Here is a 15,549-nt window from a genome sequence, read left to right as displayed (position 1 = left end):
TCAAAAGTGAGCAGGCAACATGAAAGTTTTGGCAGCAGTGATGGTTGTGGCGTTGGTCGCCGGATGTGGCGGCAACCGGTTTGATCGGGATGGCGGCGGACAAGTGACGCGCTTTTCCAGCGGACCGATCAGCAAAGCCTGCCTGTCCTCAGACCGAAAAGCCCGGAATTCGCGGCTTTGCGGATGTATCCAGACGGTCGCGAACCAGTCGCTGTCCGGAGGTGACCAGCGCAAGGCGGCGCGGTTCTTCCGCGATCCACAGCGCGCGATGGACGTCAAGATGTCCAAAACCGCATCAGACGATGCCTTCTGGGATCGCTACAAGGTGTTTGCCTCGCGCTCGGAACGGTCCTGCCGGGGCTATTGACCCGCATCCAGAAAGGCGCGGACAGAGGCTTCGAACTCACGCGGCTTTTCAGCATGCAGCCAATGGCCCGCATTTGGAATTTTCGCAAACCGGGCTTTCGGGAACAGCGCGCGAATCTGCGGCCGGTGGTCGGGTGTGACGTAATCCGACGTCGCGCCTGACAGGAACAGAGTGGGGCTTTCGAAACTGCCGTCCACCTGCGGAAACCCGAGGATCTTGGGCATCTCAGCATCCAGCGCATCAAGGTTCAGCTTCCAGCGCTTTTGTTTCAGGTCCAACGACTGCGTGAAAAACGCCTGCAGGGTCGGATCCTCAACCGATTGCGCCAATTGCGCCGATGCGTCCGACCGCTTTTCAACCAAGTGCAGGTCAACCGCGCGCATCGCGTCAATGAACTGCATCTGCGAATGCCCATAGATCACCGGCGCGATATCCGCGACCAGCAGGCGGCCTACCAGTTCTGGCCGGGTCAGGGCCAGCATCATGGCCGCTTTTCCGCCCATCGAATGCCCCACCACATCCATCGGCCCGCCCTGAGCCTCAATCACCTGCGCCAGATCGGCTGCCATATCCTCATAGCCATGCGCATCAGACCAGAAACTGTCCCCGTGATTGCGCATATCAACAGCTGTGACAGGCCCGCGATCCGACAAGCGTTTGGCGATCACACCCCAGTTGCGCCCCGAGCCGAACAGCCCGTGTACGATAAGAAGCGGTGTGGCGGGGCCGTCTGAGGGGTTTAGAAGTGTGTTAAGCATATCCGCTCCATACTGCGACCACATGGGCTTGAGCAAGGCGCGGCGGATGCGTAGGACAGGAAAATGGAACGCACGGACACGATAGAGGCACAGGCCAGCAGCTTGCGCAGCCTACTGGCCAAACAGGTGGGCGCGCGGCGCGGGACCTTGGCCAAACGCGTGGCCAAGGCGGGGCGCATGCTGCCGGTTGCCGTGCGGAATGATATCGCAGCCGTGGCCGAGGCCGAACAGATGTCCCGGCATCCCAAGGTCGGGCGGCGTCTCGATCCCAAAACGACGCATGCCGCTTACGAACGCGCGGCCACCTTCCTGCGGGCCATCGACGTCAGAGACCGCCGCAAGGGTCTTGTCCTGTCGATCCTGGGCAGCATGGCGTTCAACATCCTCGCGGTGGTCACGTTGCTGATCATCGTCCTGCGCTGGCGCGGCCTGGTCTGACGCGGGGCCAGGCGATGCGTCGACGCATCGCCCTTTTTCCGTCGCCGGAAAAAGCCGCGCGGATGGGCGCAAGGTGCATTGACGGACCCCGACCTCCTTCTAGGTGGCCCTTACATGAAAAACGCACTTATCATCGGCGCCAGTGGCGGGCTGGGCTCAGCCATCTCGGACAATTTGACAGCGCGGGGTGTCGCGGTCACCGGTCTGTCGCGGCGCGATCACGGGCTGGATGTCACGGACGAGCCCAGTGTGGCCCAACATCTTGGCGCGCTGGAGGGTCCGTTCGACCTGATCTTCGTTGCCACCGGCGCGCTGGAAATCAACGGGGCAGAGCCGGAGAAATCGCTCAGGCACCTGACCTCTGATGCGATGCTGGATCAGTTCAAACTGAACACCCTTGGCCCGTCGCTGGTGCTCAAGCACAGCGTCCGGCTGCTGCCCCGGCAATCGCCCGCGACCTTCGCGGCCCTGTCGGCGCGGGTCGGGTCCATCGGCGACAACCGGCTAGGTGGCTGGTACAGCTACCGCACGGCCAAAGCCGCTCTGAACCAGATGCTGCACAGCGCCGCGATCGAACTGGCGCGCACGCACAAACAACTTGTCTGCGTCGCCCTGCACCCCGGCACGGTTCAGACGGCGTTCACCGAGAAATACGTGGGCCACAATCCCTCCGTGCCCGCGTCGGACGCGGCCGAAAACCTGATGGGCGTGCTAAACGGTCTGACCCCGGCAGACACTGGCAAGTTTTTTGACTGGCAGGCCAAAGAGGTGCCGTGGTGAGCCGTCTGATCCTAGTTCTGGGCGACCAAGTGACAGACACGCTGTCGGCCTTGGACGCAGCCGACAAAACGTCCGATATCGTGGTCATGGCCGAGGTTGCCGAAGAAGCGACCTATGTGCAGCATCACCCGAAAAAGATCGCCTTCATCTTTGCCGCGATGCGCAAGTTTGCCGCGCGTTTGCGGGAGGACGGATGGGATGTGCGCTACACACAGCTTGATGATACCGAAAACGCGGGCTCCATCCCCGGCGAACTGATCCGTCGCGCCGAAGAGACCGGCGCGTCTGAGGTGATCGGCACCCAACCCGGCGAATGGCGGCTGATCCAGGCGCTTGAGGACATGCCGCTCAAGCTGAGCCTGAAGCCGGACACACGGTTTGTGAGCACGCAAGACGAATTCGACACATGGGCCGAGGGGCGCAAGGCGCTGCGAATGGAATATTTCTATCGCGACATGCGCCGCAAAACCGGTCTGCTCATGGACGGGGACCAGCCCGAAGGCGGCAAGTGGAACTACGATTCCGAAAACCGCAAACCCGCGCCGGACGACATCGCGTTTTCAGGCCCGATGCAGTTCACCCCGGACGACACCGTTCAAGAGGTGCTTGATCTTGTCGACTCGCGGTTCGGCAACAGCTTTGGGCAGCTCCGCCCGTTCTGGTTCGCAACCGATCAGACACAAGCCCGCCGCGCCCTGACGCATTTCATCACCTATGCGCTGCCCCGGTTCGGTGATTTCCAGGATGCGATGATGAACGACAATCGCTTTCTCTACCACGCGCTGATCTCGCCCTATCTGAACGTCGGCTTGCTGGATCCGATGGAAATCTGCCGCGCGGCAGAGGAGGCCTACAAAGAAGGCCACGCGCCGCTCAACGCGGTGGAAGGGTTCATCCGGCAGATCATTGGCTGGCGCGAATATGTCCGCGGCATCTACTTCCGCGAAGGTCCCGACTATCCGCGCCGGAACGCGCTGAACCACCAACGCAAACTGCCGGAGTTCTACTGGACCGGCGAGACCGAGATGAACTGCCTGTCCAAAGCCATCACCCAGACGGCAGAGGAGGCCTACGCGCATCACATTCAGCGCCTCATGGTCACCGGCAATTTCGCGCTTCTGGCCGGTATCAACCCGCACGAGGTGCATGAATGGTACCTGCGCGTCTATATCGACGCGTTCGAATGGGTCGAAGCACCCAACACCGTGGGGATGAGCCAGTTCGCTGATGGCGGGGTAATCGCGTCAAAACCGTACGTGTCGTCCGGTGCCTATATCAACCGCATGTCGGATTACTGCAAATCCTGCCGCTACAAAGTGGCGGACAAAACCGGGCCGGATGCCTGCCCCTTCAACACGCTGTACTGGCACTTTCTGGATCGCCACGCAGACAGGTTCGCCAAGAACCAGCGCATGAACCAGATCTACGCCAATTGGCGGCGGATGGATGAGGGCAAAAAGGCCACCATCCTGACCGAGGCCAATGCGTTTCTCGACGCGCTATAGGCCCGTTTCGGTCGACCGAAACGGGGCTCTCCGTCGACGGAGAGCCTAGCCGTAGCGCGCAACAGGGGTTCCGGCGATGGCGGCCATATTCAGAAGCCCCCGCGCCGTGATTCCGGGTGTGACCACGTGGGCCCGGTTGCCCATGCCCATCAGGATCGGCCCCACTTCCAGCCCATCCGCTTTCATCTTCAGAATGTTACGCGCGGCGGACGCGGCATCGGCATGTCCAAAGATCAGCACGTTGGCGACACCCTGCATCCGGTTGCCCGGCAACAGACGTTCCCGCAGATCCGGGTCCAGCGCCGCATCCACGTTCATTTCGCCTTCGTAACAGAAATCGCGTGGCTTTTGATCCAGCAGGTCAATCGCCGCGCGCAGCCGCTTGCCAGAGCCTTCCGCCTGGTTTCCGAACTGCGATTGGGAACAGAACGCGATATTGGGTGTCAGGCCAAAGCGCCGCACGTGGCGGGCGGCGCCAATCGCCGACAAGGCCAGCTCTTCCGGCGAGGGCAGCGAATGCACATGGGTGTCCGCGATGAACAGCGGCCCGTCTTCCAGGATCATCATGCTCAGCGCGCCGTGCGGTGCGCAGCGGTCATTGCCCAGAACCTGGCTGATATAGTTCAGATGCCAGCGGTATTCGCCAAACGTGCCGCAGATCAGGCTATCAGCCTCTTCACGATGCACCATCACGGCCCCAATGGCGGTGGTGTTGGTGCGCATGATGGCGCGGGCCAGATCCGGTGTCACGCCGCGTCGCGCCATGATCTGATGGTACGTGCCCCAGTAATCGCGGTAGCGCGGATCGTTTTCCGGGTTCACGATGGTGAAATCCCGGTCTGGCCGGATTTCCAGACCCAGCCGTTCGCAGCGGGATGCAATCACCTCGGGTCGCCCGATCAGAATCGGTGTTTCCGTGGTTTCCTCAAGGATCGCCTGTGCCGCGCGCAGCACACGCTCGTCTTCGCCTTCGGCAAAGACGATCCGCCGCGCCGCCGTGGCCGCAGCCTGAAAGACCGGGCGCATCAGCAGGGCGGACTTGTAGACGCTGGCGTCAAGCTTGGCCTTATAGGCGTCAAGGTTCTCGACCGGACGCCGCGCAACGCCCGACTCCATCGCGGCTTTGGCCACAGCGGTTGAGACCACGCCGGACAAGCGCGGATCGAACGGTTTCGGGATCAGGTAGTCGGGACCAAACGTCAGTTGTTCACCGCGATAGGCCGCTGCCGCCTCGGCGCTGGTTGTGGCGCGGGCCAGCTTGGCAATGCCTTCGACACAGGCAATCTGCATCGCGTCATTGATCTCGGTCGCCCCGACATCCAGCGCGCCCCGGAAAATGAACGGAAAACACAGGACGTTGTTGACCTGATTGGGAAAATCGCTGCGCCCTGTGGCCATGATCGCGCCGGGTGCCACCTTACGCACCTCTTCGGGAAGGATCTCCGGCGTCGGGTTGGCAAGGGCAAAGATGATCGGACGCTCGGCCATGCGCGCCACCATCTCGGGCTTGAGCACTTTCGGCCCGCTGAGCCCCAGAAACAGGTCCGCCCCATCGACCACATCATCCAATGTGCGCAGATCGCTTTTCTGTGCAAAGGCCGCTTTCTGAGGATTCATATCCTCTTCGCGCCCTTCGTAGACGAGGCCGTGAATGTCGCAAAGCCAGATGTTTTCGCGTTTGACGCCGAGTTTCAGCAGCATGTTCAGGCACGCAATCCCTGCCGCGCCGCCGCCGGTGGATACGATTTTGATGTCTTCAAAGGCCTTGCCCGTCACATGCAAGGCGTTGGTCGCGGCCGCCCCGACAACGATTGCCGTGCCATGCTGGTCATCGTGGAAAACCGGGATGTTCATGCGTTCGCGGCACAGCTTTTCGACCACGAAACAATCGGGCGCCTTGATGTCTTCGAGGTTGATCGCCCCGAAGGTCGGTTCCAGCGCGCAGACGATATCGGCCAGTTTCTCCGGATCGCTTTCGTTCACTTCAATGTCAAAGCAATCGATATTGGCGAATTTCTTGAACAGGACCGCCTTGCCCTCCATCACCGGTTTGGAGGCCAGCGCACCGATATTGCCAAGCCCAAGCACAGCCGTGCCATTCGTCACGACCGCCACAAGGTTGCCCTTGGCGGTATAGCGCGCGGCGGTGGTTTCATCGGCCTTGATTTCCAGACAGGCCTCCGCCACGCCCGGGCTGTAGGCGCGCGCAAGGTCGCGGCCATTGGCCAGCGGCTTGGTGGCGCGGATTTCCAGCTTACCGGGTTTCGGGTGCTCATGATAAAACAAAGCTGCCTGACGCAGTGTTTCGTTTGTGTTGTCCGACATGAATTCGCCCCCTCAGGATTTGGTTGAGTGTTAAATCAATGTCATCCAAAGCGAAAGTGGGCTGCTTGCCGCGTCTGTCCTGAAACACTTTCAAAAGTTTCGAAAAAGGCAACAGGTGGCGCGACCTCTTGCAATCGGTGCTGTGGCCTCGCAATCATGGACACCCGGAAAGATGAGAGGGCGACATGGATCTGAAGCAAGCGGCACAGGCAGTGCGCGAAAACGCCCACGCACCGTATTCGAAGTTCAAGGTGGGTGCCGCGTTGCGCACCACCTCGGGGGCGGTGTTCGTCGGATGCAATGTCGAAAACGTCGCCTATCCCGAAGGCACCTGCGCCGAAGCCGGGGCCATCGCCGCGATGGTGGCGGCAGGCGAACGCGAGATCGCCGAGGCGTTTGTGATCGCCGACAGCCCCGATCCCGTTCCGCCCTGCGGCGGCTGTCGTCAGAAACTGGCCGAGTTCGCCGCGACATCCGTGCCGGTGACTTTGGCCACCACGGACGGCACAGAGCGCCTGACGACAGTCGGGGATCTTCTGCCCGGCGCGTTCGGCACCGATCACATGGACCGCACCTGATGGATGCGCGAACTGTTATAGCCACGCTGAGGCAGGGCGGCACACCGGACGCCGATGCGCTGGCGTGGTTTGCGCAAGGCCTGGCCGATGGCAGCGTCAGTGACGCGCAGGCCGGTGCCTTTGCGATGGGGGTCTGCCTGCAAGGGCTGGACGCATCCGGACGCGCCGCCCTGACCCTGGCCATGCGCGACAGCGGCGATGTCTTGCGCTGGGATCTGGATGCGCCGGTGATCGACAAGCACTCGACCGGTGGCGTGGGCGACTGTGTCAGCCTTGTGCTGGCCCCGGCTTTGGCGGCGTGCGGTGTCTATGTGCCGATGATCTCAGGGCGTGGTCTGGGGCATACCGGTGGCACGCTCGACAAGCTTGAAGCCATTCCCGGATTGCGCACCACGCTGTCAGAAAACCAGTTTCGCCAGATCGTGTCGGATGTTGGCTGCGCCATCGTCAGTGCCAGCGCCGATATCGCCCCGGCGGACAAGCGGCTCTATGCAATCCGCGACGTGACGGCGACGGTGGAAAGCCTTGACCTGATCACCGCGTCGATCCTGTCGAAAAAACTTGCGGCGGGGCTGGAAGGCCTCGTCCTTGACGTGAAATGCGGCTCCGGCGCGTTTATGAAATCGCAAGACGACGCCCGCGCGCTGGCGCGGGCGCTGGTCGACACGGCAAACGCCACCGGGTGTACCACATCGGCGCTCATCACGGACATGTCGCAACCCCTGGCCCCAAGCCTTGGCAATGCGCTCGAAGTGATCGATGTGATGCGCGTCCTGACAGGGGCGGCGTCCGGGCGATTGCTGGACCTGACGGTCGACCTGGGGGCGGTTCTGCTGGAACAGACCGGCATTGAAGACGGCAAAGCCAGGCTGCAAGACGCCATCACGTCAGGTGCCGCTGCCGAGGCATTTGGTGCGATGGTCTATGCCATGGGGGGACCCGTGCGGTTTGTCGAAGACTGGTCGCGGTTCCTGCCCGAAGCCCCGGTGATCCGCGAAGTACCCGCGCCAGCCGCAGGCTGCGTATCGGAGATCGACGGCGAAGCGCTTGGTCTGGTGGTGGTGGCACTGGGCGGCGGACGGCAGGTCGAAACGGATGTGATCGATCCGGCCGTCGGGTTAAGCGACGTGGTCTCGGTGGGGGACCGCGTGGAGAAAGGCCAGCCGCTGGCCCGGATCCATGCCGCGCGCGAAGCGCAGGCCGACGCGGCCGCCCGCGCGATCCGTGCTGCCGTCACACTGGGTGACACCGCCCCCGACCGCCCCCTTGTCTTGGAGCACATCACATGAGCCGCGCATTTCTTGTCGTCATGGATTCGGTCGGGATCGGAGGCGCACCCGATGCGGACACGTTCTTCAACGAAGGCCAGCCCGACACCGGCGCAAACACCGTGCTGCACATCGCGCAGGCCTGCGCAAACGGGCAGGCCGAAGAGGGGCGCAGCGGTCCGTTGACCGTCCCGAACCTTGATGCGCTGGGCCTGGGCCGCGCCGTCACACTGGCCTGCGGAGAGGCTGCGCCGGGACTGCACGCCGTCCCCACCGGGCGCTGGGCCGCAGCGACCGAAGTGTCGCGTGGCAAGGACACGCCGTCCGGACATTGGGAGCTTGCCGGTCTCCCGGTGCCCTGGGACTGGACCTATCTGCCGAACACAACACCGTCTTTCCCCGAAGACATCACCCGCAAGATCTGTGATCTGGCGGGCACCGACGGCATCTATGGCAATTGCCACAGCAACGGGATCGCGGTGATTGATGCCTTCGGCGCGGACCATATGCGCACCGGCTGGCCGATCTGTTACACCTCTGCCGACAGCGTCCTGCAGATCGCGGCACACGAAGACAGCTTTGGCCTTGATCGTTTGCTGACACTCTGCGAACAGCTTGCGCCGATGCTGCACGAGCGTCGGATCGGACGGGTCATCGCGCGACCGTTCACCGGAACACCGGGCAATTTTGAACGCACCACGAACCGGCGTGACTATGCCATCGCACCGCCATCCCCCGTGCTCACCAATTGGGTGCAGGATGCAGGGCAAAAGGTGATTGCGATTGGAAAAATCGGCGACATCTTTTCGATGACCGGCATTGATGAGGTCCACAAGGGCGCGGACACCAAACTGATGACCGACCTCGCGCATCAGATCGACACAGCGCCGGATGGCGCGCTGATCTTTGCCAATTTTGTCGAATTTGACAGCAAATACGGCCACCGCCGCGATGTGTCGGGCTATGCCCGCGCGCTGGAATGGTTCGATGCCGAACTCGGGCCACTATTGACCCGGCTCAAACCCGATGACCTGTTGCTCATTACCGCGGATCATGGCAACGACCCGACATGGATCGGCACCGACCATACCCGGGAACGCGTCCCGGTCTTGATGGCGGGCGCTGGGGCCGGAGAGGTCGGGCATGTCGGATTTGTCGACGTTGCCGCAACGATAGCCGCGCATCTTAATGTGGCGTCTGAAGGACAGGGGCAAAGCTTTTTATGATGGACGAAGCACAGCTTGATCGAATCAAGCGCCTGCCCAAGGTGGAATTGCACCTGCACCACGAAGGCGCGGCCCCGCCGCATTTCATCAAAGGTCTGGCGCAGGAAAAATCCGTCAATCTGGAGGGCGTGTTTGCACCGGACGGGGGCTACGCGTTCCGGGATTTCGTCCATTTCCTGAGCGTCTACGAAGCCGCGACAAGCGTTCTCAAAACACCCGAGGATTATGCACGGCTGACCAAGGCGGTGCTTGAAGAAAGCGCGGCAAATGACGTGGTTTACTGCGAAACCTTCCTGTCGCCGGATTTCTGTGGCGGCGGCGATGTCGGCGCGTGGCGCGAATATCTTGCCGCGATCCGCGAAGCCGCCGACGCCGCCGAGCGTGATCACGGCATCATCCTGCGCGGCATCGTGACCTGTATCCGCCATTTCGGACCGGACAAGGCCAAGGCCTCCGCGCTCTGCGCCGCCGAGACCGCTGGCGACTGGATCGTCGGGTTCGGAATCGCGGGTGACGAAATGAAAGGCAAACCCAAAGACTTTGCCTACAGCTTTGACATGGCACGCGAAGCGGGCCTGCGCCTGACCGCCCATGCGGGTGAATGGGGCGGAGCGCAATCGGTGGCTGATGCCATCACCGATCTGGGCGTCGAACGCATCGGGCACGGCGTGCACGCCATCAACGATCTCGCCCTTGTGGACAAGATTGTGGAAAACGAGATTGTTCTCGAAGTTTGCCCCGGTTCCAACGTGGTGCTGGATGTCTACCCGAACCTGGCGGCACATCCGATTGAAAAACTGCGCGAACGCGGCGTGAAGGTGACCGTGTCCACCGATGATCCGCCCTTCTTTCACACCACGATGCGGGATGAATACCTCAACCTCGCCCGGACCTTTGGCTGGGACGCGGATGTTTTTGCAGAGATAAACACAACCGCCGCCAACGCGGCGTTTTGCGACGAGGACACGCGCGCGCGGGTTCTCAAACGACTGGAGCGCACATGACCGATCACCTCACCATCGTCGACCACCCGCTGGTTCAACACAAACTCAGCCTGATGCGCGACAAGGACACTTCGACCAAATCGTTCCGCCAATTGCTGCGGGAAATCAGCCACTTGCTGGCCTACGAAGTCACCCGCGACCTGCCGCTGACAACCAAAACCATCGAAACCCCGCTGGAGCCGATGGATGCGCCGGTTCTGGACGGCAAGAAACTGGCGCTTGTGTCGATCCTGCGGGCGGGCAACGGCTTGCTGGATGGCATCCTCGAACTCATCCCGGCCGCCCGCGTCGGCTTTGTCGGCCTTTACCGCAACGAAGAAACGCTGGAGCCGGTGAAGTATTACTTCAAGGTCCCGGCAGAACTTGAGGATCGCATGACAATTGTCGTCGATCCGATGCTCGCCACCGGCAACAGCTCTGCCGCCGCCATCGACATGCTCAAGGAAGCCGGGGCCAAAAACATCATCTTCCTCTGCCTGCTTGCCGCACCGGAAGGCGTGGCCCGCATGAAAGAGGCCCACCCTGACGTCCCGGTCGTGACCGCCGCGCTTGATAGTCACCTCAATGAACTGGGCTACATCGTACCCGGCCTCGGCGACGCGGGTGACCGGATGTTTGGCACCAAATAGCGGCCTTATGTATCAAGCGCACCAAGCTTCGGTGGGGTGCGTGATGATTAGGACTCCACATCCACTGTTTTGTTGTGGCATCTATCTAAAATGGCTTTGTTTTTTAAAAGATTGCTTAGCTTTTTTCTTGCCTTGGGCGGGTGGGCCATTGCGGCCGTCAGGTCGACGCTTGATCTCATTGGTTGGTCCACAGCACCAGATGATATTGGTGTCGCCGTGAGTGCACTGGATATTTTCTTTCGTTGGTTGCTAACTGTACCTTGGTATGTCCCCTGGACTTTTGCTTTACTTTCTACTTCGTGGTTGATGTGGATTTCGTGGCCAAGGCAACCGGCGCTCATTCCAAAATCACATGAAAAAATGCCAAGTAAAATCATTGAGCATGGAACGGTAAAGGGCAAAATAACCATAGACCTACTTGAGGGTGAATATCACCGCATAACTTCTATAGGGAATCTTGAAGTAGCGTTTACCGGATTCCCCGAACGAGGTTTTTACTCAGAAACAATAGTCGAAATATTTGCTGCGGGACAGCACACACTAATGTTCCCGCCTGAAGCAAATGTCCTCTACCCACAAGAGCAAAACGGTCATGGCAGCAACGCGCGAAATTTCTACAGAGTTATTACATCTGACAAAGGAAGGAATATTTTAATCAGTTATTTGCTAAGCCCGCCATCACCCGATGAAGATGTATCAGTCAATTATTTAATCGAATAGCCGCTACGCCTAAGCTGTCGATGCATTCCAAAAAGAATGCTGCACTAAACTTCCCGCGTGATAGCTTATTCCTGACATTTGGCTCCTTGTCTCCGATCAACTCCGCAAGCTGTGCGTAGGTAACGCCCTTGCGCTTTAACTCAGCCTTCAAGATGTTCGCGGCCTTGGCTTCCCAGTCGGTTTGATCCGGCATAATGTTCTCCATATATGATAAAGGCATCGTATATGTGATATTTGCCATTGTAAACGGTGCCTATACGTACTATATATGTGATATAAGTAATCACAGAGTACACAATGGCACAGCACTTCCTCCTTTCAGCAGCGTCCCGCACCCTCAGCCTTCGTGCAATCTACAAGGCTGGCGAAGCTGCGGCCTATCAGACGTTCTGCGAAATGCGCTGGCCTGAGACAAATGGCGAGGCGGTTTGCCCACGTTGCAGTCATGACGCAACGTACAAGATCACCACCCGTCGCAAGTTCAAGTGCAAGGCGTGTGCGCACCAGTTCAGCGTTACATCCGGTACCATCTTCGCCAGCCGCAAGATGGACTTTGTGGACCTACTGGCGGCGATCTGCATAATCGTAAACGCGTCCAAAGGCGTGAGCATGATCCAGCTTTCCCGCGATCTGGACTGCCAGTACAAAACAGCCTTTGTGCTGGCCCACAAACTGCGTGAAGCGATGGCGCAAGAGGTCCAGACAGGCGAAGTGCTGGACGGTCATGTTGAGGTCGATGGCGCATACTTTGGCGGTCATGTTCGCCCCGAGAACGCAAAGGCAGACCGCAAGGACCGCCGCCTGAAAGAGAACCGCTCGGACAAGCGCCGCGTCGTTGTCGCCCTGCGTGAGCGTCAAGGCCGCGTCCTGCCGTTTGTTACCCGCATTGAGGGGGAAGGCGTTGCACTGGTGAACGAGAATGTTGACCGCATGGCTACTCTGTCCGCAGACGAGGCCAGCCACTGGGACTTGCTTCACGCGGGTTGGGATGTTGAGCGCGTCAATCACAGCGAAATCTACAGCGACCACGGCAAGCACACCAACATGGTCGAAAGCTATTTCTCCCGCCTGCGCCGCATGGTTGTCGGTCAACACCACCATGTCAGCCCGCACTACCTTCACCAGTACGCCAATCACGCTGCATGGCTGGAGGACAACCGCCGCACCGACAACGGCACTCTGGCGCACACGCTGGTCAGCAACGCGATGGGCGCGCGAGTGTCCCGCAACTGGAAAGGTTACTGGCAGCGTGCGGCGTAATGCACCTAACACATTTTGTTACGCCAAATTGACAGACCCATAAATGTGGTGGGTGTCGCTAGACAGCCACAGGCGAATCAGATTAAACAAAAAAGCGCACAGGTGGTCAGACCTGTGCGCCTATCTGCAACCACCGTAGGGCGGTGGCGGTTTGTGATATCACACTGCCTTATAGGCACGTGATGACTCACACGTCAATACTGCCCTACGGTTTCTGGAAAGGAATTGACCTAATGGTTGATCCGACGAAACCGAGCAGGCGGTTATCCCTGCAAGACGCTGTTGAGATATGGAAGCTGACCATAAAAGGTTGGTTACAGCATCACATCGCAGCCAAGCTTGGTGTGAACCAAGGCCGCGTTAGCGAAGTACTGAACGGCAAACGCTTTCCCGAAGCAAAACGTCTGTCTGGCGTCTAAAAAGGTCGCTGGCCCCGTAGGGCCAGCTTCCACACCCGCCTCTCATGCCGCACCACCCCACGCGCTTCTAGCGTCAACAGCGTGTGCCGGAAGTTGTTCATGCTATGCCCAATGGCGTCCTGTAGCTGACGCGACGTGCGCGGCCCCTTGCGCAACTCATCAAGCAACGCCTGACGTAACTGCCCCTTGCGAAAACGCCGGTTGCGCTTCTCAGGGACGGGCAGGGCGTCCAGATCAAGCCCACGCTGGTGCATAAGGGCCTCGACGTGCTTCAGCCCACTATCACCGTTTCGGATAATCTGAGCGCGTAGGTAGTACAGCGATGTGTTAATCGTTTCGTCGCTGTGCCTGTGCATTTTCAACTGCTTAATCATACCCCGCATGATGATTCACACGAGGCAGAAGATCAGCTAGATTGTTGGTGCGTTTGATACATAAAGCCGCCAAATAGCGCTTTACAGTCAAAGGGCTGACAGGCAGTCTTTCCCCACATCTGTGGGGACAGACTTATGACGGGTTTCAAACTGACGGCGCTGGCCGTGCTGGCTGCGGCGACGCTTTCGATAACGGGCGCTTCGGCGCAGAACTTGCGGTCCGTGGGGCCGCCTGCGGAATTTCCGCCTGCCAGTTTTACCGGTAAGCAATATGTCGACAGCCGAGGCTGCGTCTATGTGCGCGCTGGGGTGGACGGTTCGGTGAACTGGGTGCCACGGGTGTCGCGCGACCGGCAGTTAATCTGCGGTCAGACGCCGTCCCTGGCGCCAACGCGGTCCGTCGTTGTGGCCCAGGCAGCACCGGTGATCATTACCCCCGAACGGACCGTGCGCGTGGTTCCGAACCGCACCGTGCAAAGCCATAAATACACACAGACGCGTCGCGTTGTGCCGGAACGGATCGTGCCCAAACATGTCTATGACATGCAGGGCGATACGCTGCCGCCGGTTCCCAAAGGCTACAAACCCGCGTGGGAGGATGACCGGCTCAACCCGCATCGGGCGCATATGACCCGCAACGGGTATCGCGCAACGCAACAGGTCTGGAGCAACACCGTGCCCCGCCGCCTGTTGCGCGAAGGACAGGACATCAAGGAACCGGTGATCGTTGGCCGTGGCAAGGGGCTGGGGCACTAGAACACGGGACGGCTTCAGATTTGGATAAGACCGGTGCCGGGCTGAAACCCGGCCTACGGGCGCGTGGCATCGGTGGCGGGGTTATTCGCCGCAGATGCCTTGCAACCGAAGCCAGTCACCATCGCTCAGGACCGGGCGCGCGTCGCGGTCGGCCATCGGGTCAGCCTCGATCAGGGGCAGCGTGCTTTCCCCGGTGATATCAACGGCATAGGCATAGGGAGTCGACCGCAGTTCGGCGGTTTCGAACGCGGCGATCAGCATGTCATCTGACACCGGGGCGGGCTCTTTGGCCAACAGGTATTCGCTGTAGCGTTGCAGATCCGCGTCGGTCAGTTCGCCCGTGGTGAGCAACCGCAGGCTCGACCACAACCCTGTTTCGATCAGCATCTCCTCCAGCGGATCCTGCGTCAGCGCCCGCACACGTTCGGTCAGGATATACCCGGCGGTGACATCGGGTTCCTCAGGATCTTCGATCAGCGCCCGGTTCAACAGAATGCGCCCGCCCGGCAAATGCGCGGTCTCGGCGACGCCTGCAGGCAATACCACCAGCGCGCCGCGTTGTCCGGGGCCAAGCACCCGCGAGGCCAGCCGCCGCAACGGTTCGCGCGCATCGCGTGTCATGCACATCTGGCCCGAAATCCGCGTGATCCGGGCAAGCAGCGCGTCCCCGATCTCGTTCCGTTTCACGGCAGGCACAACCTGAACCGTGTGCCGCAGCAGCGCATCCGGCAACCACAGGAAAATCGCGGCTCCGATGACAAAGGCGATCACCCCGGTGATCCAAAGCCGCAGCTTTCCCGGCTTGGCGCGGCTTTTGTCGATGGCGGTGCGGATCTGTTCGATAGCGTCGATCATCTCGACGCCGTCCTCGCCCAGTTCCAGCGTTTCACCGGGGTCCCCGTCGGGATGATAGACGGCCGGGCGCTGCCCCTTGTTGGCGCGGGCCACGGCAGCAATCGACCAATGCGCCAGAACGTTTTCGCGCAGATCGAAGATCGTGATCGAGGCATCCCCAAGCGACACAACAACGTCCTTGCGCTGGTCTCCGGGCGTTGCACGCCAGACCCCTGCGGCCTCAAGCCGTTGAAATTCCTTTAGCGCTGTCATCCGGGCTGCTCTGCCTCATTCACTGGGGCAAAGCG

At 60.5% G+C, this 15,549-nt stretch carries 17 protein-coding genes; 12 read left to right on the top strand and 5 right to left on the bottom strand.

Going from position 1 to position 15,549, the window contains the following annotated elements:
* Positions 1-19 precede the first annotated feature (19 nt).
* Positions 20-367, top strand: coding sequence for a hypothetical protein (locus MWU54_RS06200; RefSeq protein WP_247081525.1), 348 nt, complete (start codon positions 20-22; stop codon positions 365-367).
* On the opposite strand, the gene MWU54_RS06195 is transcribed toward MWU54_RS06200, so the two are convergent.
* Positions 361-1,125: an alpha/beta fold hydrolase gene (locus tag MWU54_RS06195; protein ID WP_247081524.1), complete on the bottom strand. Its 765-nt coding sequence runs from the start codon at positions 1,123-1,125 to the stop codon at positions 361-363. The genes MWU54_RS06200 and MWU54_RS06195 overlap by 7 nt on opposite strands.
* A gap of 63 nt (positions 1,126-1,188) precedes the next feature.
* Between MWU54_RS06195 and MWU54_RS06190 the strand changes: the two genes are divergently transcribed.
* The 3 genes from MWU54_RS06190 (at position 1,189) to MWU54_RS06180 (ending at position 3,848) form a co-directional block, all read left to right on the top strand.
* Positions 1,189-1,563, top strand: a complete 375-nt coding sequence (locus MWU54_RS06190; protein ID WP_247081523.1) for a hypothetical protein — start codon at positions 1,189-1,191, stop codon at positions 1,561-1,563.
* 114 nt (positions 1,564-1,677) lie between these two features.
* Positions 1,678-2,343: an SDR family NAD(P)-dependent oxidoreductase gene (locus tag MWU54_RS06185; protein WP_247081522.1), complete on the top strand. Its 666-nt coding sequence runs from the start codon at positions 1,678-1,680 to the stop codon at positions 2,341-2,343.
* Positions 2,337-3,848: a cryptochrome/photolyase family protein gene (locus MWU54_RS06180; RefSeq protein WP_348647613.1), complete on the top strand. Its 1,512-nt coding sequence runs from the start codon at positions 2,337-2,339 to the stop codon at positions 3,846-3,848. The genes MWU54_RS06185 and MWU54_RS06180 overlap by 7 nt, the downstream gene beginning before the upstream one ends.
* A gap of 45 nt (positions 3,849-3,893) precedes the next feature.
* On the opposite strand, the gene MWU54_RS06175 is transcribed toward MWU54_RS06180, so the two are convergent.
* The gene (locus tag MWU54_RS06175) at positions 3,894-6,173 is read right to left on the bottom strand and encodes an NADP-dependent malic enzyme (protein ID WP_247081520.1); all 2,280 of its coding nucleotides are present in this window, start codon (positions 6,171-6,173) and stop codon (positions 3,894-3,896) included.
* 185 nt (positions 6,174-6,358) lie between these two features.
* Here MWU54_RS06175 and MWU54_RS06170 point away from each other — a divergent pair, with 185 nt between their 5' ends.
* The 6 genes from MWU54_RS06170 to MWU54_RS06145 all read left to right on the top strand — a co-directional run bounded on the left by MWU54_RS06170 (position 6,359) and on the right by MWU54_RS06145 (position 11,598).
* Positions 6,359-6,751 carry a cytidine deaminase gene (locus tag MWU54_RS06170; RefSeq protein ID WP_247081519.1) on the top strand — a complete coding sequence of 131 codons (393 nt, stop codon included), beginning with the start codon at positions 6,359-6,361 and terminating at the stop codon, positions 6,749-6,751.
* Positions 6,751-8,040, top strand: coding sequence for a thymidine phosphorylase (locus MWU54_RS06165; RefSeq protein ID WP_247081518.1), 1,290 nt, complete (start codon positions 6,751-6,753; stop codon positions 8,038-8,040). The genes MWU54_RS06170 and MWU54_RS06165 overlap by 1 nt, the downstream gene beginning before the upstream one ends.
* On the top strand, positions 8,037-9,245 hold the full coding sequence (locus MWU54_RS06160) for a phosphopentomutase (RefSeq protein ID WP_247081517.1): 1,209 nt from the start codon (positions 8,037-8,039) through the stop codon (positions 9,243-9,245). The genes MWU54_RS06165 and MWU54_RS06160 overlap by 4 nt, the downstream gene beginning before the upstream one ends.
* Entirely contained in the window at positions 9,245-10,249 is a 1,005-nt protein-coding gene (locus MWU54_RS06155) for an adenosine deaminase (RefSeq protein ID WP_247082190.1), read from the top strand. Before MWU54_RS06160 ends, MWU54_RS06155 begins: the two co-directional genes overlap by 1 nt.
* Positions 10,246-10,878: a uracil phosphoribosyltransferase gene (upp, locus tag MWU54_RS06150; protein WP_247081516.1), complete on the top strand. Its 633-nt coding sequence runs from the start codon at positions 10,246-10,248 to the stop codon at positions 10,876-10,878. The genes MWU54_RS06155 and upp overlap by 4 nt, the downstream gene beginning before the upstream one ends.
* A 90-nt stretch (positions 10,879-10,968) precedes the next feature.
* The gene (locus MWU54_RS06145; RefSeq protein ID WP_247081515.1) at positions 10,969-11,598 is read left to right on the top strand and encodes a hypothetical protein; all 630 of its coding nucleotides are present in this window, start codon (positions 10,969-10,971) and stop codon (positions 11,596-11,598) included.
* On the opposite strand, the gene MWU54_RS06140 is transcribed toward MWU54_RS06145, so the two are convergent.
* Entirely contained in the window at positions 11,579-11,791 is a 213-nt protein-coding gene (locus MWU54_RS06140; protein ID WP_247081514.1) for a DUF6471 domain-containing protein, read from the bottom strand. The two genes, MWU54_RS06145 and MWU54_RS06140, sit on opposite strands and share 20 nt — an antisense overlap.
* A 104-nt stretch (positions 11,792-11,895) precedes the next feature.
* On the opposite strand from MWU54_RS06140, the gene MWU54_RS06135 reads away from it, so the two are divergent.
* Positions 11,896-12,858, top strand: a complete 963-nt coding sequence (locus MWU54_RS06135) for an IS1595 family transposase (RefSeq protein ID WP_247081513.1) — start codon at positions 11,896-11,898, stop codon at positions 12,856-12,858.
* A gap of 415 nt (positions 12,859-13,273) precedes the next feature.
* On the opposite strand, the gene MWU54_RS06130 is transcribed toward MWU54_RS06135, so the two are convergent.
* Positions 13,274-13,651, bottom strand: coding sequence for a hypothetical protein (locus MWU54_RS06130; RefSeq protein ID WP_247081512.1), 378 nt, complete (start codon positions 13,649-13,651; stop codon positions 13,274-13,276).
* A 135-nt stretch (positions 13,652-13,786) separates the two neighbouring features.
* On the opposite strand from MWU54_RS06130, the gene MWU54_RS06125 reads away from it, so the two are divergent.
* Positions 13,787-14,407: a hypothetical protein gene (locus tag MWU54_RS06125; protein ID WP_247081511.1), complete on the top strand. Its 621-nt coding sequence runs from the start codon at positions 13,787-13,789 to the stop codon at positions 14,405-14,407.
* 81 nt (positions 14,408-14,488) lie between these two features.
* Here MWU54_RS06125 and MWU54_RS06120 read toward each other — a convergent pair whose 3' ends face one another.
* The gene (locus MWU54_RS06120; protein ID WP_247081510.1) at positions 14,489-15,514 is read right to left on the bottom strand and encodes a hypothetical protein; all 1,026 of its coding nucleotides are present in this window, start codon (positions 15,512-15,514) and stop codon (positions 14,489-14,491) included.
* Positions 15,515-15,549: the final 35 nt, after the last annotated feature.

It is taken from the genome of Marivita sp. S6314 (assembly GCF_023015985.1).
In the GTDB taxonomy this organism is placed as follows: Bacteria; Pseudomonadota; Alphaproteobacteria; order Rhodobacterales; family Rhodobacteraceae; genus Marivita.
This window is presented reverse-complemented; position numbering and strand designations above follow the sequence as displayed.